Genomic DNA, 22,635 nt, shown 5'->3' on the forward strand with positions numbered 1-22,635 from the left:
CCGCAGTTCTACTTCCGCACGACGGACGTGACCGGCGTGGTGCACCTGCCCGAGGGCACCGAGATGGTGATGCCTGGTGACAACATCACCATGGAAGTCCACCTGATCGTGCCGATCGCGATGGAAGAGAAGCTGCGCTTCGCCATCCGCGAAGGCGGACGCACCGTCGGCGCCGGCGTCGTCGCTTCGATCATCGCCTGATCGACGCGCATAGCGATTTGGGAAAGGGCGGCGGCAACGCCGCCCTTTTTCGTTTCCGGTGGCGATCGCGACGGCGGCACTGGCTTCACGATGAGGATCGTGCCAGCTTCCTGTATCTTGCATACGGACTGGAGATCACGATGAGTCCCCGCCATTCGCTTGCCGACAGGCTGCGCCAGCCCGGCCTCGTCGTCGCGCCGGGCTGCCATGACGCCATCGGCGCCAGGGCGATCGAGCAGGCCGGGTTCGAGGCGGTCTACATGACCGGCAACGGCCTCTCCGCCAGCCTGATCGGCGCCCCCGATATCGGCCTCCTGACCATGACCGAGATGGTGGCGCGTGGCCGGGCCCTGGCCGCGGCGATCAAGGTGCCGCTGATCGCCGATGCCGATACCGGCTATGGCAACCTCAACAACGTCGCCCGGACCGTCGCCGAATACGAGGCGGCCGGCGTCGCTGCGATCCATCTCGAGGACCAGGTCACGCCCAAGCGCTGCGGCGCGATGAAGGGGCTGGCGCTGGTCACGCCGGAGGAGCATGCCGAGAAGATCCGCATTGCTGTCGCGACCCGGCGCGATCCCGATTTCCTGATCATCGGCCGCTCGGACGCACGCCTGCCGCTGGGCCTCGACGAGGCGATCGCGCGCGGCAAGGCCTATGCGCAGGCCGGCGCCGATCTCGTGCTGTTGGAGATGTTGCAGTCCGAGGAGGAGATGAAGCGGGCGCTGGGCGAGATCGAGGCGCCGCTGATGTTCAACTATGTCGAGGGCAGGGTGCCGCCATTGACGGCCGCGGATTTCGAGCGGCTCGGCTTCAAGGTGCTGAGCTATCCGGTGGCCTCGACCTTGGCCTACGCCCATATGATGGCGGCCTTCGCCTGCGAGCTGAAGCGCACGGGCACGACGCGCGGGCTGGAGCCCGCCATGCTCGACCTGCCGAGCTACGAGGCTTTCCTGGGTCGTGACACCTATGCCTGATCTCAAGGTCGAGCAGCCGAAATCACTGGTCGCCATCGTCGAGGAGCGGTTGCGCGATGCGATCGTCGACGCCGAGATGCGCCTTGGCGAGACCTTGTCCGAGGAGGCTCTGAGCGAGGCCCTGGGCGTCAGCCGCACGCCGGTGCGCGAGGCGCTGGCGCGGTTGCAATTGCAAGGGCTGGTGACGATCGTGCCGAAGAAGGGCACCTTCGTCTTCGCGCCGACCGAGGAGGACGTCTCCGAGCTCTGTGTCTTCCGCTACATGCTGGAGACGCAGGCCCTGCGCGAATGCATGAGCAAGGCGCGGGTGGCGGCGCTGGCCGCGATGAAGCATGCGCTCGCGGCCATGGAGACGGCGCAGGCGAACGGTACCCGCCGCGACTATGCCCGGGCCGACACCGTCTTCCACGAGGTCTTCTTCCAGCATTGCGGCAACCGCTATCTCGGCAACGCCTATCGCGGCGTCTCCGGCCGCGTCGCGGCGCTGCGCACGCATCTCTCGGTGCCGCTGGAAGGCGAGCAGGAGCGCTCCATGGCCGAGCATCACCTGATGGTCGAGGCCTTTGCGGCCGGGCGCCTGGCCGACCTCGACTCGATCCTGCATCGGCACATCATGCGGGCCTGGGACGCCTATGCCGACGTGCTGCGCAGTGGCGAGGCGCGAGGCTGAACGGTCAGAAGCACATGGCGCAGCTCACCAAATCATCTTGCATACAGTGTCCTAGAGCCTATGCTTTCGGCTGAGAGCCTGCAACGGCCGTCGAAGCTCGGGAGGAGCCCCATGAACATCGCCCTGAAAGCTATTGCCCTGGCGCTCGCACTGGCGGCGACGCCAGCCCTGGCGCAGGACAAGGTGAAGCTGATCACCATTGCCGAATTGTCCGGGCCGGGCGCGACCGCCGGCACCAACTGGAAGAGTGGCATCGAGCTCGCAGTCGAGGAGATCAACGCCAAGGGCGGCATTCTCGGGCGCAAGATCGATATGGTCGCCTATGACACGCAGACCAATCCGGCCAATGCGCGCGCCGCCGTGCAGCGCGCGATCGACGAGGGCACCCATGCGGTGCTCGGGCCGGTCTATACCGGCTCGATCATGGCCTCGATGCAGATCGCCCAGCGCGCCGAGATCGCGCAGTTGGCGGCCGGCGACGGCACGGCCTACACCGCCCAGGGCAATCCCTTCATCTTCCGGACTTCGCTCAGCCAGTCGGCGGCGATGCCGAAGATCGCCGCCTATCTGAAGGATCAGGTCAAGGCCAAGTCGGTCGCGGTGGTCTGGGTCAACAACGACTTCGGCAAGGGCGGGCACGAGGCCATCCTGAAGGAGCTGAAGAGCCGCGGCATCGAGGTGCCGGTCGATCTCTCGACCGAGCAGGGCCAGGCCGATTTCGCCGGCGAGGCGATCAAGGTGAAGAACGCGCCGGTCGATGCCGTCTTCGTCTATCTCAACGAGGAGGAGAGCGCCCGGCTGCTGGTGGCGATGCGCGACCAGAATGTCGGCAAGCCGGTGATCGGCGAGACCACGATCCTGAGCCAGAAGGTGATCGAGCTCGCCGGCAAGGCCGCCGATGGCGTGCGCGGCCATGTCGGCCAGACCGTCGATGCGCCGATCCCTGCGCTACAGGAGTTCGGCAAGCGCTTCGAGGCACGTTTCAAGTTCGTGCCCGACCATAACGGCATCAAGGGCTACATGGCCGTCCATGCGGTGAAATGGGCGACCGAGAAGCTCGGCAAGTTCGAGCCGACCAAGGTCGCCGCAACGCTGCACGGCGCCACGATCAAGCCGGAAGAGGAGCCCGGCATTCTGATGGAGACGACCTTCGACGCGAAGGGCGACGTCCAGCGCGAGAGCTTCCTGGCCGAGGTGGTCGACGGCAAGCAGAAGATCATCGGCCGCCTGCCGAAGTAAGCGCCAGGCCGGGGGCATCGTTCGAAAGGGCGGCGCCAGCGCCGCCCTTTGTCGCTATGCGGCCGCTTCCAGGGCCAACTCTTTCGCGTTAGACCTTCGGTGAAATATGCTGAATTCGCGGAGCCTTGCTGCGATCGGCTGAGGATATGAGTCAACTTCGAACACGCCCGCTGCGTTTTCGACTTGAAATGCGCGGCACGATGGGGCAAAGCACAGCCGGACTACAGGGGTGTAGCTCAGTTGGTAGAGTACCGGTCTCCAAAACCGGTTGTCGTAGGTTCGAGCCCTACCGCCCCTGCCAGCCGCTCGTCAGATTCGAGATGACCCAGAACATCTACGACGACGCCGGCTTCTTCCAGAACTACAGTCAGTTGCCGCGCTCGCAGCGCGGGCTCGACGGCGCGCCGGAATGGCCGGCGCTGCGCGCTTTGCTGCCGGTGCTCGCCGGACGCAATGTGCTCGATCTCGGCTGCGGATTCGGCTGGTTCTGCCGTTTCGCGGCGAGTGAGGGCGCGGCGGAGATCGTTGGCGTCGACGTCTCCGAGCGCATGCTGGTGCGGGCGACGGCGGAGACTTCGGCGGCAAGCGTCCGCTATGAGCAGGCCGATCTCGAGGCTTACGAGCCGCCGGCCGGGCATTTCGACCTGATCTATTCCTCGCTCGTCTTCCATTATCTCGCCGATCTGCCGGCGGTGTTCGGCCGCATCGCGCGGGCGCTGAAGCCGGGCGGGCGCTTCGTCTTCTCGGTCGAGCATCCGATCATGACGGCACCGCGCCACCAGCTCTGGAGCGAGGACGCTTCGGGCCTGCCGGTCTGGCCGGTCGGGGCCTATCTCGACGAGGGCAAGCGCGTCACCGACTGGCTCGCCGATGGCGTGGTGAAGCAGCACCGGACGCTCGCGAATTATCTCAACCTGCTGGTCGGACTCGGCCTTCGCCTGCGCCATGTCGAGGAGTGGGGGCCGACGCGAGAGCAGATCGCCGCCGAGCCCGACTGGGCCAGGGAACGCGAGCGGCCGGCCTTCCTGCTGATCGCCGCCGAGCGGGCCTGACCTGAGCGGTTTTAAAACCGCTTGGCGAGCGGGCCTTCGCGTTGTAAGAAACCCCTAACGACGGCGCGCGGCTCCCTGAGCCCCGCGCCGCGAATCTTTCAGGACCGCCGAATCACCGCCCGAAAGCGGCGATCCGGAACCGAGGTGACGAGCCCGATGGCGAAGACGAATCCTTTCCAGTTCCTGCAGGAGGTGCGCAACGAGGCCTCCAAGGTGACCTGGCCCTCGCGCCGCGAGACGCTGATCACCACCGGTCTGGTGTTGTTGATGGTGCTCATGTCGAGCCTGTTCTTCCTCTTCACCGACACGGTCATCCGTTGGGGTCTCGGCCTCATCCTCGCGCGCTGAACGGAAGCAAGAACGTGAGCACACGCTGGTACATCGTCCACGCCTACTCCAACTTCGAGAACAAGGTCGCGCAGTCGATCAAGGATCAGGCCGCGCAGCGCAACCTCTCCGACAAGTTCGATGAAGTGCTGGTCCCGACCGAGAAGGTCGTCGAGGTTCGCCGCGGCCGCAAGGTCGACACCGAGCGCAAGTTCTTCCCCGGCTATGTGCTGGTGAAGTGCGAGATGACCGACGAGGTCTACCACCTCATCAAGAACACGCCCAAAGTCACCGGCTTCCTCGGCGCCGACAAGGCCAAGCCGATGCCGATCCCCGAGCATGAGGCGATGCGGATCAAGGGCCAGGTCGCCGAGGGTATCGAGCGGCCGAAGCCGACCGTGGTGTTCGAGGTCGGCGAGCAGGTGAAGGTCGCCGATGGCCCGTTCGCCTCGTTCAACGGCGTCGTCGAGGATGTCGACCATGCCCGCGCCCGCCTCAAGGTCGCGGTCTCGATCTTCGGCCGCGCCACGCCGGTCGAGCTGGAATACAGCCAGGTCGAGAAGCTCTGAGGCTCGTCGCTGGTCGAGATTACCGAAGGGCGCCGGAAACGGCGCCCTTTTTGCGTGCTTTTGTAGTTAACGCCTCCTTCAGGCGTGTATGAGATTGTCCGCGCCGGCTTTCGGGCGGGCGGGCATGTTTCCCAGGACATTCAAGGCGACGGTCGGACAGCGCCTGGCGCTGTGGGGTGTGCTGCTCGGCGCGCTGTCATGCCTCTATGTTGCGACCGAGCTGATCGGTTCGCGCAAGCTCGAAGCCTTCACCCGCAGCCTGGAAGCCCAGAGCGATCTTGCCAGCCGCCTCGAAGCGACGACCATGCTGTTCGAGCGGATCAGCATCGCGACCTTCTCAGGCGCCCGGGCTGAGCCCTCCGATCTCGACGTGCTCGCGATCGCGGCCGAGGACATCGCCACCCGGCTCGACGGCAAGCTGCAGGCCGATACGCAGGTGATCTTGGCGCGTGCCATGGCGATGCGCGAGGCGTCCGATATTCCGACGGCGCGGGCCGAGCTCAGGGTCATCGCCGACAAGCGCTCGGCCTTGCGGCGCGGGCTCGGCGAGGAGATCGGCCGATTGAGTGCCGACCTGTCGCAACATGTCGAGAGTGCCCACCAGAACAAGGTGCTGCTCTCGTTGCTCGGGCTGTTCAGCCTCGTCTTCATCGTCAGGCTGGAGCACCGCTGGCTGGTCCGTCCGATCACCGAGATGGCGCGGGCCCTGGCGGAGAACCGCAAGGAGCGCGGGCTCGAGATGCTCGCGATGCGCAGCGACGAGATCGGCATGCTCGGCAGCGCGCTGCTGGCGCATCAGCGCGGGCTGCAGGCCGAGCAGGAGGCTGTCGAGGCGCGCGTGAGCGCATTGTCGGGCGAGGTGGCGCGCCAGGAGGCGGCCCAGGCGCGCAACGGCGCCTTCCAGGAGCGGATTGCGGCGATCGCGCAGGCGCTGGAACAGCATGCGGCCCGGCTGTCGCAAGCCGCCGGCGAATTCGCCCAGCTCTCCGGCGTCGTCGACGAGCGGGCCGGGGCGGCGACGCTGTCGACGCAGCGCGTCTCCGGCCATGTCGATCACGTCGCCAGCGCGATCACCGAGGTCTCGTCGCTGCTCGCCACGGCCGCGAGCGAGGCGCAGCGGACCTCGGACGTCGCCGATGCTGCGAAAGCGCTGGTCGAGGAGGCGACCGCCGACACCGTCATCCTGAGCGCGGCCGTCGGCAAGATCGTCGACGTCATCGACATCATCGGGACCGTCGCCAGCCAGACCAATCTGCTCGCGCTCAATGCCACGATCGAGGCGGCGCGAGCCGGCGAGGCGGGCAGGGGCTTCGCGGTCGTCGCCGGCGAGGTGAAGCAGCTCGCACACCGGACCGCCGAGGCGACCGACGATGTCCGCAAGGGGCTGGACCAGATCACCGTCGCGGCCCAGCGCATCACCATGCGGGTCGGTGCGCTGGTGACCTCCGTCGAGAAGGTCGACAGAGCGGCGCTGTCAATCGCCGAGCTGACGGCCCGTCAGGATGTCGGTTCCCGCTCGATCAGCGAGACGACGACGCGGACGGCGGGCGACGTCAGGCTCGTCGCCGAGCAGGTCGAACAACTCGCCGGCACGTTGGCGAGCTGGCGCCAGACCGCCGGCTCGGTCACGGCAGCCTCGGCCGACCTCGACCGGCAGGCCGCGGAGCTTCGGCAGGCTGTCGACGGCTTTATCAGGCGCAGGGAGCTCACGGGCACATGAGCATCGCGTTTCCGAGTCCAGAAGTGGCGACCAGCGCCGAGCCGTCGTTGCCGATCGCCGCAAAGGTGCTGCACTGGCTGACCGCAGCGCTGGTGCTGGGCCTGTTCGCCACCGGGGTGACGATGAAGCAGCTCGGCCAGGGGCCGGCAGCCGATCTCCTGCATCTCTGCCACAAGACCACCGGCGTCCTGTTGCTCTGCCTCGTTGCCGTGCGTATCGGCTATCGGGTGTTCGCGCAGCTGACGGCGCGCTGGCCGAAGGGGGCGGCGAGCCGCCCGGTGCATGCGCTGCTCTATCTCGGCTTGCTGGTCGTGCCGTTGCTGGGCTGGGCCGGCGCCTCGGGCTTCGGATCGCGGCAGCTGCTTTTCGGCTTCTCGTTGCCGGAGATCTGGTCGCCGGAGGCGGGCCATGCCGACCTGCTGCTGCTCAGCCATGCCTGGCTCGCCTTCGGCCTGATCGCGCTGGTCGTCGTCCATATCGGCCTGGCGCTTGGCGACTACCTGGTGCGCGATTCCAGAGCCGATTGAGCTGTGCCGCTCAATTCGCGAGCATGTAATCTGCCAGGCTGTAGCAGTGGCTCGCCTGATAGGCGTTCCGACCGCGGTTCATGTGCGTCAGATTGAATGTCCTGATGGCGCCAAGGGCGCGGCGATCTGCGAGAAAACGGCGGATCGAGGCGGAGCCGCGCACATTGATGCCGAACATGTCTGCGCCACGCGGGAAGAAATGGCTGACATCTTCCGGCGTCGTGACGCAGCGCTCGAGAAAAGCTTCGTCAACATGGCCCTGCTCGAGTGAACGATCCGTCGTGAAATCCGAAAGATGGACCAGGAACCTCGCCCGGATGTCGTCACCGTCCGCATAAAGCGTGAAAAGCTCCATCCAGCTGGCATTGACGCGTATCAGGGGCTGGTCGGAGGTCGATGGCAAGCAAGACACGGACCAGTAGTGGCGCTCGCTTTTGCGCGGGATGGGGACGCAATTCGGGCCGTAGAGCCCGAGAATCTCCAGGACCTCTTGCGCCTGTGGGCGACGAAGTAGCTTCTGGAACCGCGGGACGTATTTGAAGCGCAGCTCGAGGGACTCAGACCGCTCGTCGGCGTCGCGCAACTCCGCCTTGCCTTCGATCCAATCGCGTTGCTGCCCGGAATCCAGAAACTGGCGCAAGCCGGTGGTGGGGCGGCGAGCCGTCGTGCTCATGTCAGGGGCCATGACAATTCATCTGCGCTAGGCATTGCGGTGAGCAGATCATGGATCGATCTCCAGACAGTGCATGACCGGAACCCGTTCTTGACTGAGCGGGAGAGCGCCCCAGGGCGGCAGCTTGCCGCGGATGCGGGGATGCCAAGGCCGACTGAAGCTGCGTTAACCGGATAACACCCGCGCCATCCGCGCCGCGCTTATCCTGCAGGTCCACAACCGAATGCCAGGGAGGATAATGATGAGCGGCAAGCGCATTTTGATGATCGTCGGCGATTTCGGCGAGGACTACGAAATCATGGTGCCGTTTCAGGCCCTGCTCGCCGTTGGCCACAAGGTCGATGCCGTCTGCCCCGACAAGACGAAGGGCGAGAGCGTCGCCACCTCGATCCATGATTTCGAGGGGCAGCAGACCTATTCGGAGAAGCGCGGCCACAATTTCACGCTCAATGCCAGCTTCGCCGATGTCGATGCGACAGCTTACGACGCGCTGGTGCTACCGGGCGGCCGGGCGCCGGAATATCTGCGCCTGAACAAGCAGGTGATCGCCATCGTCCGGCACTTCTTCGAGGCGAACAAGCCGGTCGCCGCGATCTGCCATGGGGCGCAGATCCTAGCGGCCGCCGATGTGCTCAAAGGGCGCAGCTGCTCGGCCTATCCGGCCTGCAGTCCCGAGGTCGAGCTCGCGGGTGGCCGCTATGCCGACATCGCGATCGATGCGGCGGCGACCGACGGCAATCTGGTGACGGCGCCGGCTTGGCCGGCGCATCCGGCCTGGATCGCGCAGTTCCTTGTGGTGCTCGGCACGCAGATCAGCCATGGCGGGCTGCGCCAGGCTGCTTGAGGCGATATGGTCGCTTTGACTGGCCGCTGCGCTATGATGCGCGGCGGCGGCTGCATGCGGGGAGGGCGCCATGTGCAAGCTCTTCATCAATGCCGATGCCGATCTTTGGCGCACGCGCCTGAAATCGGTGCGGCTCAACGGGTTCTCGACCAGCGTCCGGCTTGAGAACCTGTATTGGCGGGTGCTCGAGGAGATCGGCGGGCGCGATGGCATAAGCCTCGGTCAGCTCCTCGCCAGACTGCATGGCGAGCTGATCGAGACCCACGGCGATGGCGAGAACTTCGCTTCCTTCCTGCGTGTCTGCTGCGGGCGCTACCTGATGCTGCAACTCGTCGGCGAGGTGCCACGCGAGCTCGATCGGCCGATCCGCGAGCTCGACGCAGACGGCATCCTGGCTCGCGAGGCGCAGAGGCTCACGCCTGCGACACGGCGCCCGCTTCGTGCAGGTCCATCAGGGGCTTCCCTTTCGGAGCGGCCTGTGCCATAGGGCGGCCCTCACATGCGTGGGAGGCGCGCCGGTCAGCCAGCCGGAGCTTCGCGCCGCACCACGCCCTGCAACACCCCGATCCGGAGCGATAGCAGCTCGCGGGCGGGGCGTCGTCGTTTCGGTCGGCACCGGGGCGGACGACAGGAGCAGCCATCATGGCAAAGAAGATCACGGGCTACGTGAAGCTTCAGGTTCCGGCGGGCGCGGCCAATCCGTCGCCGCCGATCGGTCCCGCGCTCGGTCAGCGCGGCCTCAACATCATGGAATTCTGCAAGGCCTTCAACGCGAAGACCGCGCAGATGGAAAAGGGCATGCCGATCCCGGTGATCATCACCGCGTATCAGGATCGCTCCTTCACCTTCGAGATGAAGCAGCCGCCGGTCTCGTACTGGCTGAAGAAGGCTGCCGGCCTGACCTCGGGCTCGAAGACCCCGGGCAAGGGCGGCAATGTCGGCAAGGTCACGACTGCTCAGCTCAAGGAGATCGCCGAGAAGAAGATGGCCGATCTCAATTGCGACAGCGTCGATTCGGCGGTGGCGATGATCCGTGGCTCGGCCCGTTCCATGGGCCTGGAAGTCGTGGGCTGAGGGGGAACTGACAATGGCACATGTCGGAAAGCGCGTCGTCAAAGGCCGTGAAGGCGTTGACCGCATCAAGCTCTACCCGCTCGCCGAGGCCGTCGCGATGGTCAAGGCCCGCGCGAACGCCAAGTTCGACGAGACCGTCGAGATCGCGATGAATCTCGGTGTCGATCCGCGTCACGCCGACCAGATGGTCCGCGGCGTCTGCAACCTGCCGAACGGCTCGGGCCGTACGCTTCGCGTCGCCGTCTTCGCTCGCGGCGCCAAGGCCGAAGAGGCCAAGAAGGCTGGAGCCGACATCGTCGGCGCCGAGGAGCTGGTCGAGATCGTGTCGAAGGGCACGATCGAGTTCGACCGCTGCATCGCGACCCCGGACATGATGGGCCTCGTCGGCCGCCTCGGTAAGGTGCTGGGCCCGCGCGGCCTGATGCCGAACCCGCGCGTCGGCACGGTCACCATGGACCTGACTGCCGCGGTCGCCGCCTCGAAGGGCGGCTCGGTCGAGTTCCGCGTCGAGAAGGCGGGCATCGTCCACGCCGCCGTCGGCAAGGCCTCGTTCGATGCCGCCAAGCTCGGCGAGAACATCAAGGCCTTCGTCGATTCGGTCTCGAAGGCGAAGCCGGCCGGCGCCAAGGGCACCTATATCCAGCGCGTCGCGATCTCCTCGACCATGGGTCCGGGTGTCAAGATCGAGCCGAATACGGTCCTCGGCGGCTGATATCGCGCAGCAGCCGCTTCACCGCGGCTGCAGCCCCACCTTGCGCTTCGCCGCAGGGATTACCACTTGGCAGAAGCCGGGGGAGGGTCTATAGCCTCCTGCGTGTTTCCATAAGTGACGGGGCTTCCGCGTGCTTGGCACGAGGAGGTCCATTTCGCGTTTTTCGGTGGCTCGCCACCGAAAGAATGGGTGTTTGGTCTGAAGGGAGCGATCTCCGAAGGCCGGGCATCCAGTCCTGTCTGAGACTGCAGGTGCGCCTTTGGCTCCGGCCAGGGGGCATAATTTCGCCAAGAGGCCTGCATAGACGGTGCAAGAGCTTTTCCGGCGCCGAAAGGTGCCGAACGAGGTTCGAACCATCTCGCCCGATCACGGCTTTCAGCCATGGCTGGGGACAGGGCACTGAGCGTCGCTCCGGTGAGGGGTCGGTGTCAACCGGTCACTTTTCCAGAGCGGCACGTGCAACTGGCGGCGGGTCTCAAAGCCTGTCGCCTACCGGAGAGAGCCCAGTGGATAAAGCGGCAAAATCTGATGCCGTCGCGACGCTGAACGATGTCTTCTCGAAGACGTCGGTCGTTGTCGTGGCCCACTATGCGGGCTTGACGGTGGCCCAGTTCCAGAAGCTTCGTCGCGAGATGAAGGCCAATGGCGCCACCGTGAAGGTCGCAAAGAACCGGCTGGCCAAGATCGCTCTTGAAGGCACCGACGTCGCGTCCATCAGCCCCTTGCTGACGGGTCCCACCCTGATCGCCTATTCCAGCGATCCGGTCGCGGCGCCGAAGGTCGCCGTCGCATTCGCCAAGGAGAACGACAAGCTCGTCATCCTCGGCGGCGCGATGGGCACGACCGCCCTGAACCCCGATGGTGTCAAGGCTCTGGCCACGATGCCCTCGCTCGACGAACTGCGCGCCAAGTTGCTCGGCCTCCTGCAGGCCCCTGCGACCAAGATCGCCCAGCTCTCGACCGCGCCTGCCGCAAAGCTTGCGCGCGTGTTCCAGGCATATGCCGACAAGGACGCTGCCTGAGCAGCCGACAACCCTTAATCGTTCGAACCTCTTACATCAGGAACTTAAACCATGGCCGATCTCGCCAAGCTCGTCGACGATCTCTCGTCGCTCACCGTTCTCGAGGCTGCTGACCTCGCCAAGATGCTCGAAGAGAAGTGGGGCGTCTCCGCCGCCGCCGCCGTCGCCGTCGCGGCTGGCCCGGCTGCTGGTGGTGGCGCTGCCGCCGCTGTCGAAGAGCAGACCGAGTTCACCGTCGTTCTTGCCGCCGCCGGCGACAAGAAGATCGAGGTGATCAAGGAAGTCCGCGCCATCACCGGTCTCGGCCTCAAGGAAGCCAAGGACCTGGTCGAGGCCGCTCCGAAGCCGGTCAAGGAAGCCGTTGGCAAGGACGAGGCCGAGAAGCTCAAGAAGCAGCTCGAGGCCGTCGGCGCCAAGGTCGAGCTCAAGTGAGCTCGGGCCGGCTGATGCCGGTCCGTATCTAGTCGACAAGGACAGTCCCGGGGCGGCTCGCCGCCTCCGGGGCTGTTGCGTCGTTTCCGGTAACCGGAACGACGCTTTGCAGGACCTGCCACGATGCAGGTCGATCCAGTTCGAATGTCGGCGCGCATGAAGCGCCGAGCGGCTCACCCGGCGGCCCGTTCCGCCCGCGGCCCGGACCACCGGGTGAGCCGTCCGAGATTGCGAGGAACATGATGGTAACTTCCCTCCAGGGTCGCAGGCGCGTCCGCAAGTTCTTCGGCAAGCTCAAGGAAGTGGCGGAGATGCCGAACCTCATCGAGGTTCAGAAGGCGTCCTACGACCAGTTCCTGATGGTCGAGGAACCCAAGGGCGGCCGCAGCGACGAGGGCCTGCAGTCGGTCTTCAAGTCGGTGTTCCCGATCGGCGACTTCTCGGGCGCGTCGCTCCTGGAGTTCGTCAAGTACACTTTCGAGCCGCCGAAATACGACGTCGACGAGTGCCGCCAGCGCGGCATGACCTTCTCGGCGCCGCTCAAGGTGACGCTGCGCCTGATCGTGTTCGATATCGACCCGGACACCCAGGCGAAGTCGGTCAAGGACATCAAGGAGCAGGACGTCTACATGGGCGAGATGCCGCTCATGACGGACAACGGCACCTTCATCGTCAACGGTACCGAGCGTGTCATCGTCTCGCAGATGCACCGCTCGCCGGGCGTGTTCTTCGATCACGACAAGGGCAAGACCCATTCCTCGGGCAAGCTGCTCTTTGCCGCCCGCATCATCCCCTATCGCGGCTCCTGGCTCGACATCGAGTTCGACGCCAAGGACATCGTCTACGCCCGTATCGACCGCAAGCGTAAGATCCCGGTCACCTCGCTGCTGTTCGCCCTCGGCATGGACGGCGAGGAGATTCTCAAGCGCTTCTACAACCGCGTCGAGTATGTCCGTGACAAGGACGGCTGGCGCGTCCCGTACGACGCCGAGCGCATGAAGGGCTTCAAGGCGAGCGTCGACATGATCGACGCCGACACCGGCGAAGTCGTGATCGAGGCCGGCAAGAAGCTGGTCGCGCGCACCGCCCGCCAGCTCGCCGACAAGGGCCTGAAGTTCCTGCGCGCCACGAACGAGGATCTCGTCGGCCAGTACATTGCCGAGGATCTCGTCGATCCCAGCACCGGCGAAGTTCACGCCGAGGCCGGCGAAGAACTGAATATGGCCGCTGACCCGAAGACCGGCGAGATCAAGGGCAACCTGGTCGACCTGATCAACAAGGGCTACACCGAGATTCCGGTGCTGGACATCGACCACATCACGGTCGGCCCCTATATCCGCAACACGCTCCAGGTCGACAAGAACTCGCGTCGCGAAGAGGCGCTGTTCGACATCTACCGCGTGATGCGCCCGGGCGAGCCGCCGACGCTCGAGACCGCCGAGAACATGTTCCAGTCGCTGTTCTTCGACTCGGAGCGTTACGACCTCTCGGCCGTCGGCCGCGTCAAGATGAACATGCGGCTCGACCTCGACGCCGCCGACACCGTGCGCATCCTGCGCAAGGAGGACATCTTCGCGGTCGTCAAGGCGCTGGTCGACCTGCGCGACGGCAAGGGCGAGATCGACGACATCGACCATCTCGGCAACCGGCGCGTGCGCTCGGTCGGCGAGCTGATGGAGAACCAGTATCGCCTGGGCCTCCTGCGCATGGAGCGCGCCATCAAGGAGCGCATGTCCTCGGTCGACATCGACACCGTGATGCCGCAGGACCTGATCAACGCGAAGCCTGCGGCCGCCGCGGTGCGCGAGTTCTTCGGCTCGTCGCAGCTCTCGCAGTTCATGGACCAGACCAATCCGCTCTCGGAAGTCACCCACAAGCGCCGTCTTTCGGCGCTTGGCCCGGGCGGTCTGACCCGCGAGCGCGCYGGCTTCGAGGTGCGCGACGTCCACACCACGCATTACGGCCGCATCTGCCCGATCGAGACACCGGAAGGCCCGAACATCGGCCTGATCAACTCGCTCGCCACCTTCGCGCGCGTCAACAAGTACGGCTTCATCGAGAGCCCGTACCGGCGCATCCGCGACGGCAAGCAGACCGACGAGATCATCTACCTCTCGGCCATGGAAGAGGCGAAGTACAACGTCGCCCAGGCGAACGCGGTCGTCGACGAGGAAGGCCGTCTGACCGATGACCTGATCGTCTGCCGCCGCGCCGGCGAGGTCATCGTCGTGCCGGTCGACAAGGTCGACTTCATGGACGTCTCGCCCAAGCAGGTCGTCTCGGTCGCCGCGGCGCTGATCCCGTTCCTCGAGAACGACGACGCCAACCGCGCGCTGATGGGCTCGAACATGCAGCGCCAGGCGGTGCCGCTGGTTCGCGCCGACGCCCCGTTCGTCGGCACCGGCATGGAGGCCGCGGTCGCCCGTGACTCCGGCGCTGCCATCGCGGCCCGCCGCGCCGGCATCGTCGACCAGGTCGATGCGACCCGTATCGTCATCCGCGCTTCGGACGAGATGGACCCGACCAAGCCGGGCGTCGACATCTACCGTCTGCAGAAGTTCCAGCGCTCGAACCAGTCGACCTGCATCACGCAGCGTCCGCTGGTCCGCGTCGGCGACGTCATCAAGAAGGGTGACATCGTCGCCGACGGCCCGTCGACGGAGTTCGGCGAGCTCGCCCTCGGCCGCAACGTGCTCGTCGCGTTCATGCCGTGGAACGGCTACAACTTCGAGGACTCGATCCTGCTCTCGGAGAAGATCGTCTCGGACGACATCTTCACCTCGATCCATATCGAGGAATTCGAGGTCATGGCCCGCGACACCAAGCTGGGCCCTGAGGAAATCACGCGCGACATCCCGAACGTTTCGGAAGAGGCGCTGAAGAACCTCGACGAAGCCGGCATCGTCTACATCGGCGCTGAGGTTGCGGCGGGCGACATCCTCGTCGGCAAGATCACGCCGAAGGGCGAGAGCCCGATGACCCCGGAAGAGAAGCTGCTGCGCGCCATCTTCGGCGAGAAGGCTTCGGACGTGCGCGACACCTCGCTGCGGGTGCCGCCGGGCGTTCAGGGCACGATCGTCGAGGTCCGCGTGTTCAACCGCCATGGCGTCGACAAGGACGAGCGCGCCCAGGCGATCGAGCGCGAGGAGATCGAGCGTCTCGCCAAGGACCGCGACGACGAGCAGGCGATCCTCGACCGCAACACCTTCGCGCGTCTGGCCGAGATCCTGACCGGCAAGACCGGCCTCGCCGGTCCGAAGGGCTTCAAGAAGGACACGGTCATCACCCGCGAGGTGATGAGCGAGTTCCCGCGCTCGCAGTGGTGGCTGTTCGCCACGGCGGACGACGCCCTGATGACCGAAATCGAGGCGATGCGGAAGCAGTACGACGAGTCGAAGAAGCGCCTCGAGCAGCGCTTCCTCGACAAGGTCGAGAAGCTGCAGCGCGGCGACGAGCTGCCTCCGGGCGTGATGAAGATGGTCAAGGTCTTCGTCGCGGTGAAGCGCAAGATCCAGCCCGGCGACAAGATGGCGGGCCGCCACGGCAATAAGGGCGTGGTTTCGCGCATCGTGCCGGCGGAGGACATGCCGTTCCTCGAGGACGGCACCCATGCCGACATCGTGCTGAACCCGCTCGGCGTGCCCTCGCGCATGAACGTCGGCCAGATTCTGGAGACGCATCTGGGCTGGGCTGCCGCCGGTCTCGGCAAGCAGATCGGCAAGGCGATCGACGCTTATCGCAAGGCGCACGACTCCAAGGCCCTGCGCGCCTCCTTCGACGCCGTCTACGAGGACAACGAGATCATTGCCTCGATGGACGACGCCGAGCTGATCGAGATGGGTCAGAACCTGCGCCGTGGCGTGCCGATCGCGACGCCGGTCTTCAACGGCGCCAAGGAGTCCGACATCGAGCGGCTGCTGGAGCAGGCGGGTCTTCACTCGTCCGGCCAGTCGACGCTCTATGACGGGCGTACCGGCGAGCCCTTCGACCGCAAGGTCACGATGGGCTACATCTACATGCTGAAGCTGCACCACCTGGTGGACGACAAGATCCACGCCCGTTCGATCGGCCCGTACTCGCTGGTCACCCAGCAGCCGCTCGGCGGCAAGGCCCAGTTCGGCGGCCAGCGCTTCGGCGAGATGGAGGTCTGGGCGCTGGAAGCGTACGGCGCCGCCTACACGCTGCAGGAGATGCTGACGGTGAAGTCGGACGACGTCGCCGGCCGTACCAAGGTCTACGAGTCGATCGTGCGCGGCGAGGACAACTTCGAAGCGGGCATCCCCGAGAGCTTCAACGTGCTCGTCAAGGAAATGCGCTCGCTCGGCCTCAACGTCGAGCTGATCAACACCAAGCCGAAGCAGGGCGACGTGCCCGCCGAGGCAGCCGAGTAAGGCGTCACGCCCGCAAGGGCGCGACGGCGTTCGTTACTCATGCCGGCGGCAGTGGCGCCGCCGGCCGATGGATCAAAGGCCGGGCAGGGCGGTTTTCCCCAAAACCCCACCGGTCACAGGAGACAGGCTATGAAGCAAGAGGTCATGAACCTTTTCGGCCAGCAGCCGGTGCAGCAGGCGTTCGACGCGATCAAGATCTCGATCGCGAGTCCTGAGAAGATCGCATCCTGGTCGTTCGGCGAGATCAAGAAGCCCGAGACGATCAACTACCGCACGTTCAAGCCGGAGCGCGACGGCCTGTTCTGCGCCCGCATCTTCGGGCCGATCAAGGATTACGAGTGCCTGTGCGGCAAGTACAAGCGCATGAAGTTCAAGGGCGTGATCTGCGAGAAGTGCGGCGTCGAGGTGACGCTGGCACGGGTCCGGCGCGAGCGCATGGGCCATATCGAGCTCGCCGCCCCGGTCGCGCACATCTGGTTCCTGAAGTCGCTGCCCTCGCGCATCGGCCTGCTGATGGACATGCCGCTCAAGGACCTCGAGCGCATCCTCTACTTCGAATCCTACGTCGTCCTGGAGCCGGGCCTGACCCCGCTCAAGGATCGCCAGCTGCTGACCGAAGAAGAGTATGTCCGCGCTCAGGAAGAGTACGGTGCCGACACCTTCACGGCGATGATCGGCGCGGAAGCGATCCGCGAGATGCTGCGCGCGCTCGATCTCGACCAGATCAACGCCGACCTGAAGCATGAGATCGCGACGACGACGTCGGAGCTCAAGCCGAAGAAGCTGATGAAGCGCCTCAAGATCATCGAGGCCTTCCAGGAGTCGGGCAACAAGCCGGAATGGATGGTGATGACCATCATCCCGGTGATCCCGCCTGACCTGCGTCCGCTGGTGCCGCTCGATGGCGGCCGCTTCGCGACCTCGGACCTGAACGACCTCTATCGCCGCGTCATCAACCGCAACAACCGCCTGAAGCGGCTGATCGAGCTGCGTGCGCCCGACATCATCATCCGCAACGAGAAGCGGATGCTGCAGGAGTCGGTCGACGCGCTGTTCGACAACGGCCGCCGCGGCCGCGTCATCACCGGCGCCAACAAGCGTCCGCTGAAGTCGCTCGCCGACATGCTGAAGGGCAAGCAGGGCCGGTTCCGGCAGAACCTGCTCGGCAAGCGCGTCGACTATTCCGGCCGCTCGGTCATCGTCGTCGGCCCGGAGATGAAGCTGCACCAGTGCGGCCTGCCGAAGAAGATGGCGCTCGAGCTGTTCAAGCCGTTCATCTATGCGCGCCTCGACGCCAAGGGCTACTCGACCACGGTCAAGCAGGCCAAGAAGCTGGTCGAGAAGGAGAAGCCCGAGGTCTGGGACATCCTGGACGAGGTCATCCGCGAGCATCCGGTGCTGCTGAACCGCGCGCCGACGCTGCACCGCCTCGGCATCCAGGCCTTCGAGCCGGTTCTGATCGAGGGCAAGGCGATCCAGCTGCACCCGCTGGTCTGCGCCGCGTTCAACGCCGACTTCGACGGCGACCAGATGGCCGTGCACGTCCCGCTGTCGCTGGAAGCGCAGCTGGAAGCGCGCGTCCTGATGATGTCGACCAACAACATCCTGCACCCGGCGAACGGCATGCCGATCATCGTGCCGTCGCAGGACATCGTGCTCGGCCTGTACTACCTCTCGATCATCTCGGATGGCGAGCCGGGCCAGGGCAAGATCTTCGGCGATTTCGGCGAGCTCGAATACGCGCTGCACGAGAAGGTCGTCACGCTGCATTCGAAGATCAAGTATCGCTGGACCGGCACCGGCCGTGACGGCCAGCCCTACACCAAGATCTACGACACCACTCCGGGCCGCGTGATCCTCTCGACCGCGCTGCCGGACCATCCGGCCATGTCCTTCGACGTCGTCAACAAGCTGATGACCAAGAAGGAGATCTCCAACATGATCGACGCCGTCTATCGCGGCTGCGGTCAGAAGGAATCGGTGATCTTCTGCGATCGCGTCATGGGTCTCGGCTTCAAGCATGCCTTCAAGGCCGGCATTTCGTTCGGCAAGGACGACATGGTGATCCCCGAGAACAAGTGGGAGATCGTCGACGCGACCCGCGTGCTCGCCAAGGATTACGAGCAGCAGTACCAGGACGGCCTGATCACCCAGGGCGAGAAGTACAACAAGGTCGTCGACGCCTGGGCGAAGTGCTCCGACAAGCTCGCTCAGGAGATGATGGCCCGCATCTCGACCGTGAAGAAGGACGATGCCGGTCGCGACAAGCCGATCAACTCGATCTACATGATGAGCCACTCGGGCGCCCGTGGTTCGCCGGCGCAGATGCGCCAGCTTGCCGCCATGCGCGGCCTGATGGCCAAGCCGTCGGGCGAGATCATCGAGTCGCCGATCATCTCGAACTTCAAGGAAGGCCTCGACGTTCTCGAGTACTTCAACTCGACGCACGGCGCCCGTAAGGGTCTGGCCGACACCGCGCTCAAGACGGCGAACTCGGGTTAYCTGACCCGTCGTCTCGTCGACGTGGCGCAGGACGCGATCATCTCCGAGGTCGATTGCGGCTCGGACAACGGCATCAAGATGCGCGCCATCGTCGATGCCGGCCAGGTCGTGGCTTCGCTCGGCATGCGCATCCTGGGCCGTTCGGCGGCCGTGGAGGTCACCGACATCGACGGCAACGTCCTTGTCGGCAAGGGTGCGGTGATCGAGGAAAGCCACATCGCCAAGATCAACGCCGCCGGCGTCCAGGAGGTGAAGATCCGCTCGGTCTTGACCTGCGAGACCAAGAACGGCGTCTGCGCGACCTGCTATGGGCGCGATCTGGCCCGCGGCACGCCCGTCAACATGGGCGAGGCCGTCGGCGTCATCGCGGCGCAGTCGATCGGTGAGCCGGGCACGCAGCTCACCATGCGTACCTTCCACATCGGTGGCGCGGCCACGATCGCCGACCAGTCCTTCGTCGAGTCGAACTTCGAGGGCACGGTCAAGATCCGCAACCGCAATGCGGCGCGGAACTCGGACGGCGACCTGATCGCGATGGCGCGCAACCTCGCCATCGTCATCACCGGTCCGGACGGGGCCGAGCGCGCGGTGCACCGCGTCCAGTTCGGCTCGAAGCTGCGCGTCGACGACGGCGACAAGGTCAAGCGCGGCCAGCGCCTGATCGAGTGGGATCCCTATTCCCGCCCGATCCTGGCGGAAGTCGACGGCAAGGTCGGCTATGAGGACCTGGTCGACGGCATGTCGATGACGGAGACGACCGACGAGGCGACCGGCATCAGCAAGCGCCTCGTCATCGACTGGCGCGGTTCGGCCCGTACCTCGGACCTGCGTCCGGCGATGACCCTGCATGGCCCGGATGGCAAGATCGCGAAGCTCGCCCGTGGCGGCGAGGCTCGCTACATCCTGCCCGTCGACGGCATCATCTCGGTGGAGCCGGGCGCGTCGATGAAGGCCGGCGACGTGCTGGCGCGTGTCTCGACCGACTCGGCCAAGACCCGCGACATCACCGGTGGTCTGCCGCGCGTCGCCGAGCTCTTCGAGGCGCGGCGTCCGAAGGATGCCGCGATCATCGCCGAGAAGGCCGGCGTCATCGGCTTCGGGCGCGACTACAAGAACAAGCGTCGCGTCACGCTGACCCCGCATGACGGCACTGATGGCGTCGAGTACCTGATCCCGAAGGGCAAGCACATCCACCTGCAGGATGGCGACGTCGTCGAGATCGGGGACTACATCCTCGACGGCAACCCGGCGCCGCACGACATCCTGGCGATCAAGGGCGTCGAGGAGCTTGCCGCTTACCTGGTCAACGAGATCCAGGAGGTCTACCGCCTCCAGGGCGTGACCATCAACGACAAGCACATCGAAGTCATCGTCCGGCAGATGCTGCAGAAGGTCGAGATCACCGAATCCGGCGATAGCGACATTCTCACCGGCGACCAGATCGACCGGATCGAGCTGGAAGAGGTCAACGCCAAGTTGCGCGAGGAGGGCAAGAAGCCGGCTTCCGGCGTTCCGGTCCTGCTCGGCATCACCAAGGCGTCGCTGCAGACCCGCTCGTTCATCTCGGCCGCCTCCTTCCAGGAGACGACCCGCGTCCTCACCGAGGCGGCGGTCAACGGCAAGATGGACATGCTGGAAGGCCTCAAGGAGAATGTCATCGTCGGCTCGCTGATCCCGGCCGGCACCGGCGCGCAGGTCGCCCGCATCAAGCAGGTGGCGACGCGCCGCGACGATCTCATCGTCGGCCAGAAGGCGGATGCTGCGGCCAAGGCCGCGGCCGCTGCCGCAGCGGTGCTGCCGGCGGCGGAGTAAGTCGCCCCGCATCGGCGCGAAAGCGCAGACCATCAGGGCCGCCCCTTGGGGCGGCCTTTTTTATGGGCTCGTCCTGCCGTGTCTCCGGTCGGGAAAGATCGCCGGCTGGTTGGACTGGTATCGGCTCGGGCCGCTTGTGCCGTGTTTCGGCACCTGACATGCATAAAATGGAAAGATGAAAACCGGCCTGCGACTTTGCGTCAGGTTTCGTCTTCGCGGGCATTCCCTAGATCACGATGATTTTGGATCGGATCGATCCAAAATCATAAAACGTGATCGATTCTAGGAGTTTAGAGCAGGATTCTGCGAAAAACCGGTTCCCACTTTTTCGTATCCTGCTCTAGAGACAGAACAACAGTTGTTGCAGCCTGTCTTGCTTGACCTTCGAGTTTGTAATTGGCCTAAGCTTGTCCGTGAAAGCTCGCCGGGGGCGGTGAAGCACGACGGTGCGGATAAGGGGTATGGACGAGCAGTTTCTCGACAGTCTTTACGAAGCGGCGGTGGTGCCGGAACTGTGGCCGCAGGTTCTGCGGCGTTTCCAGGAGATCGCCCGCGGCGCCGGCGCAGTGCTGGTCGCGGTGACGCCGAGCTCCAGTCGCTGGATTTCGTCCTCGCCCGAGTTCGACCAGGTCGTCGCGGCGCATTTCAACCGCTTCCCCGGCAATGAACGGACGCGGCGCCTGCTCGAGCGCCGCCATGCCGGCTTCCTGCGCGACATCGACATCCTCTCCGACGCCGAGATGGCGAGCGAGCCGGTCTATCGCGATTTCCTGATGCCGCAGGGCCTGGGGATCGGGGTCGCGACCTCGATCGCGTCTCCGACCGGCGAGGCCTTCATCCTGCATGCCGAGCGCGAGCTGGAGCAGGGCCATGTCGAGGACAAGCTGATCGCGCGCTTCGACCTGATGCGGCCGCACCTGGCGCGGGCCATGCTGCTCTCGTCCCGGCTCGAATTCGAGCGGGCGCAGGGCGCTGCCCGGGCGCTGGAGGCGATCGGATTGCCGGCTGCCATCCTCGATCAAGAAGGGCGGGCGCTGGCGCTCAATCCCCGCTTCGAGGCGCTGATCCCGTCCGTCGCCGTCGACCGCCCGTCGCGCCTGGGGCTCGTCGATGCCGCAGCGGACGGCCTGCTCGTGGCGGCCCTGCAGGCGAGGGGACAGATCGCCAGCGCGACGGTGCGGTCGATCCCGGTCGCGCGTCGCGAGAGCCAGCCGCCTTTGATCCTGCACCTGACGCCGATCCGCGGCGCGGCCCACGATATCTTCTCGCGTGCCGCGAGCATCCTCGTCGTGACGCCGGTGGTGGTGAAGGACGTGCCGACCGCCGATGTCGTGCAGGGGCTGTTCGACCTGACGCCGGCCGAGGCCAGGCTCGCCGCGCTGATCGCCGCCGGGCATCGCCCGCGAGAGGCGGCAGCGGCGCTCGGCGTGATGGAGGAGACCGCGCGTTCGACCTTGAAGCGCGTCATGGCCAAGACCGGCTTGCATCGCCAGGCCGATCTGATCGGCCTGCTGCGTGGTGCCGGCGTGACCGGCGGCGTTTCGGGGCGCGACTAGATCATCGCGCGTCCGATCGGACGCGATCACGATGATCTATCACATTGTTATCGCATCGGATTTTTCCGAAAAGTGGATTCCACTTTTCGATCCGATGCTATAGGCCAGAGAGGTCGACTGAGCAGGCGTCTCCCGGTGCGATTGTCGCACTGGCGGTCGCAAGGGTTTTCCCGGTGTGTCCGGGCCGTCCAGGTCGATTCCGCGCTCGTTCCAGAAGCGATGCCGCTTCCGCAATGGGGGCTTGGGCGGGGACGAAGGCTCTCCATGCCGGAAAGACGTGGCGAGACGGGTCACACCGAAACAGAGGCATGGTCGCGGCGGTAAAATTATGGCAA

At 65.5% G+C, this 22,635-nt stretch carries 19 protein-coding genes and 1 tRNA gene; 19 read left to right on the forward strand and 1 reads right to left on the reverse strand.

Annotated features, from left to right (window positions below; genetic code table 11):
* From AC1DS0_RS30365 to AC1DS0_RS30410, 10 genes are all read left to right on the forward strand, one after another.
* Positions 1-201: EF-Tu C-terminal domain-related protein (locus AC1DS0_RS30365; RefSeq protein ID WP_476817926.1), on the forward strand; the 201-nt coding region annotated here is incomplete at its 5' end.
* 140 nt (positions 202-341) lie between these two features.
* Positions 342-1,178: an isocitrate lyase/PEP mutase family protein gene (locus tag AC1DS0_RS30370; protein ID WP_476817927.1), complete on the forward strand. Its 837-nt coding sequence runs from the start codon at positions 342-344 to the stop codon at positions 1,176-1,178.
* On the forward strand, positions 1,171-1,848 hold the full coding sequence (locus tag AC1DS0_RS30375) for a GntR family transcriptional regulator (RefSeq protein ID WP_476817928.1): 678 nt from the start codon (positions 1,171-1,173) through the stop codon (positions 1,846-1,848). Before AC1DS0_RS30370 ends, AC1DS0_RS30375 begins: the two co-directional genes overlap by 8 nt.
* 111 nt (positions 1,849-1,959) lie before the next feature.
* Entirely contained in the window at positions 1,960-3,087 is a 1,128-nt protein-coding gene (locus tag AC1DS0_RS30380) for an ABC transporter substrate-binding protein (RefSeq protein ID WP_476817929.1), read from the forward strand.
* Between the two features lie 225 nt (positions 3,088-3,312).
* Positions 3,313-3,388, forward strand: a tRNA-Trp gene (locus AC1DS0_RS30385).
* A 19-nt stretch (positions 3,389-3,407) separates the two neighbouring features.
* Positions 3,408-4,139 carry a class I SAM-dependent methyltransferase gene (locus AC1DS0_RS30390; protein WP_476817930.1) on the forward strand — a complete coding sequence of 244 codons (732 nt, stop codon included), beginning with the start codon at positions 3,408-3,410 and terminating at the stop codon, positions 4,137-4,139.
* 156 nt (positions 4,140-4,295) lie between these two features.
* Positions 4,296-4,487 (forward strand): preprotein translocase subunit SecE, encoded by a 192-nt coding sequence (secE, locus tag AC1DS0_RS30395; protein WP_152013666.1) that lies wholly within the window; start codon positions 4,296-4,298, stop codon positions 4,485-4,487.
* Between the two features lie 14 nt (positions 4,488-4,501).
* Complete coding sequence (gene nusG / locus AC1DS0_RS30400; RefSeq protein ID WP_091843800.1) at positions 4,502-5,035, forward strand: transcription termination/antitermination protein NusG; 534 nt, start codon at positions 4,502-4,504, stop codon at positions 5,033-5,035.
* 124 nt (positions 5,036-5,159) lie between these two features.
* Positions 5,160-6,755 (forward strand): methyl-accepting chemotaxis protein, encoded by a 1,596-nt coding sequence (locus AC1DS0_RS30405; protein WP_476817931.1) that lies wholly within the window; start codon positions 5,160-5,162, stop codon positions 6,753-6,755.
* Positions 6,752-7,282: a cytochrome b gene (locus AC1DS0_RS30410; protein WP_476817932.1), complete on the forward strand. Its 531-nt coding sequence runs from the start codon at positions 6,752-6,754 to the stop codon at positions 7,280-7,282. The genes AC1DS0_RS30405 and AC1DS0_RS30410 overlap by 4 nt, the downstream gene beginning before the upstream one ends.
* A 10-nt stretch (positions 7,283-7,292) precedes the next feature.
* Here the strand turns inward: AC1DS0_RS30410 and AC1DS0_RS30415 are convergent, their stop codons facing one another.
* On the reverse strand, positions 7,293-7,967 hold the full coding sequence (locus tag AC1DS0_RS30415; protein WP_476817933.1) for a hypothetical protein: 675 nt from the start codon (positions 7,965-7,967) through the stop codon (positions 7,293-7,295).
* 229 nt (positions 7,968-8,196) lie between these two features.
* Between AC1DS0_RS30415 and AC1DS0_RS30420 the strand changes: the two genes are divergently transcribed.
* The 9 genes from AC1DS0_RS30420 (at position 8,197) to AC1DS0_RS30460 (ending at position 22,300) form a co-directional block, all read left to right on the forward strand.
* Positions 8,197-8,799: a DJ-1/PfpI family protein gene (locus AC1DS0_RS30420; protein ID WP_476817934.1), complete on the forward strand. Its 603-nt coding sequence runs from the start codon at positions 8,197-8,199 to the stop codon at positions 8,797-8,799.
* 70 nt (positions 8,800-8,869) lie between these two features.
* Positions 8,870-9,286 (forward strand): ribbon-helix-helix domain-containing protein, encoded by a 417-nt coding sequence (locus AC1DS0_RS30425; protein ID WP_476817935.1) that lies wholly within the window; start codon positions 8,870-8,872, stop codon positions 9,284-9,286.
* Between the two features lie 155 nt (positions 9,287-9,441).
* Positions 9,442-9,873 carry a 50S ribosomal protein L11 gene (gene rplK / locus AC1DS0_RS30430; RefSeq protein WP_110489241.1) on the forward strand — a complete coding sequence of 144 codons (432 nt, stop codon included), beginning with the start codon at positions 9,442-9,444 and terminating at the stop codon, positions 9,871-9,873.
* A 13-nt stretch (positions 9,874-9,886) separates the two neighbouring features.
* Positions 9,887-10,585 carry a 50S ribosomal protein L1 gene (rplA, locus tag AC1DS0_RS30435; RefSeq protein ID WP_152013672.1) on the forward strand — a complete coding sequence of 233 codons (699 nt, stop codon included), beginning with the start codon at positions 9,887-9,889 and terminating at the stop codon, positions 10,583-10,585.
* Positions 10,586-11,091: 506 nt separating this feature from the next.
* Complete coding sequence (gene rplJ / locus AC1DS0_RS30440; RefSeq protein WP_091843777.1) at positions 11,092-11,607, forward strand: 50S ribosomal protein L10; 516 nt, start codon at positions 11,092-11,094, stop codon at positions 11,605-11,607.
* 51 nt (positions 11,608-11,658) lie between these two features.
* Positions 11,659-12,039: a 50S ribosomal protein L7/L12 gene (gene rplL / locus AC1DS0_RS30445; RefSeq protein WP_152013673.1), complete on the forward strand. Its 381-nt coding sequence runs from the start codon at positions 11,659-11,661 to the stop codon at positions 12,037-12,039.
* A gap of 242 nt (positions 12,040-12,281) precedes the next feature.
* Entirely contained in the window at positions 12,282-16,430 is a 4,149-nt protein-coding gene (rpoB, locus tag AC1DS0_RS30450; protein ID WP_476817936.1) for a DNA-directed RNA polymerase subunit beta, read from the forward strand.
* Between the two features lie 129 nt (positions 16,431-16,559).
* Positions 16,560-20,744, forward strand: a complete 4,185-nt coding sequence (gene rpoC, locus AC1DS0_RS30455; RefSeq protein ID WP_476817937.1) for a DNA-directed RNA polymerase subunit beta' — start codon at positions 16,560-16,562, stop codon at positions 20,742-20,744.
* Positions 20,745-21,205: 461 nt separating this feature from the next.
* Positions 21,206-22,300: a helix-turn-helix transcriptional regulator gene (locus AC1DS0_RS30460; RefSeq protein WP_476817938.1), complete on the forward strand. Its 1,095-nt coding sequence runs from the start codon at positions 21,206-21,208 to the stop codon at positions 22,298-22,300.
* The last annotated feature ends 335 nt before the right edge of the window (positions 22,301-22,635 follow it).

The organism is Allobosea sp. P4_H5 (genome assembly GCF_056400825.1).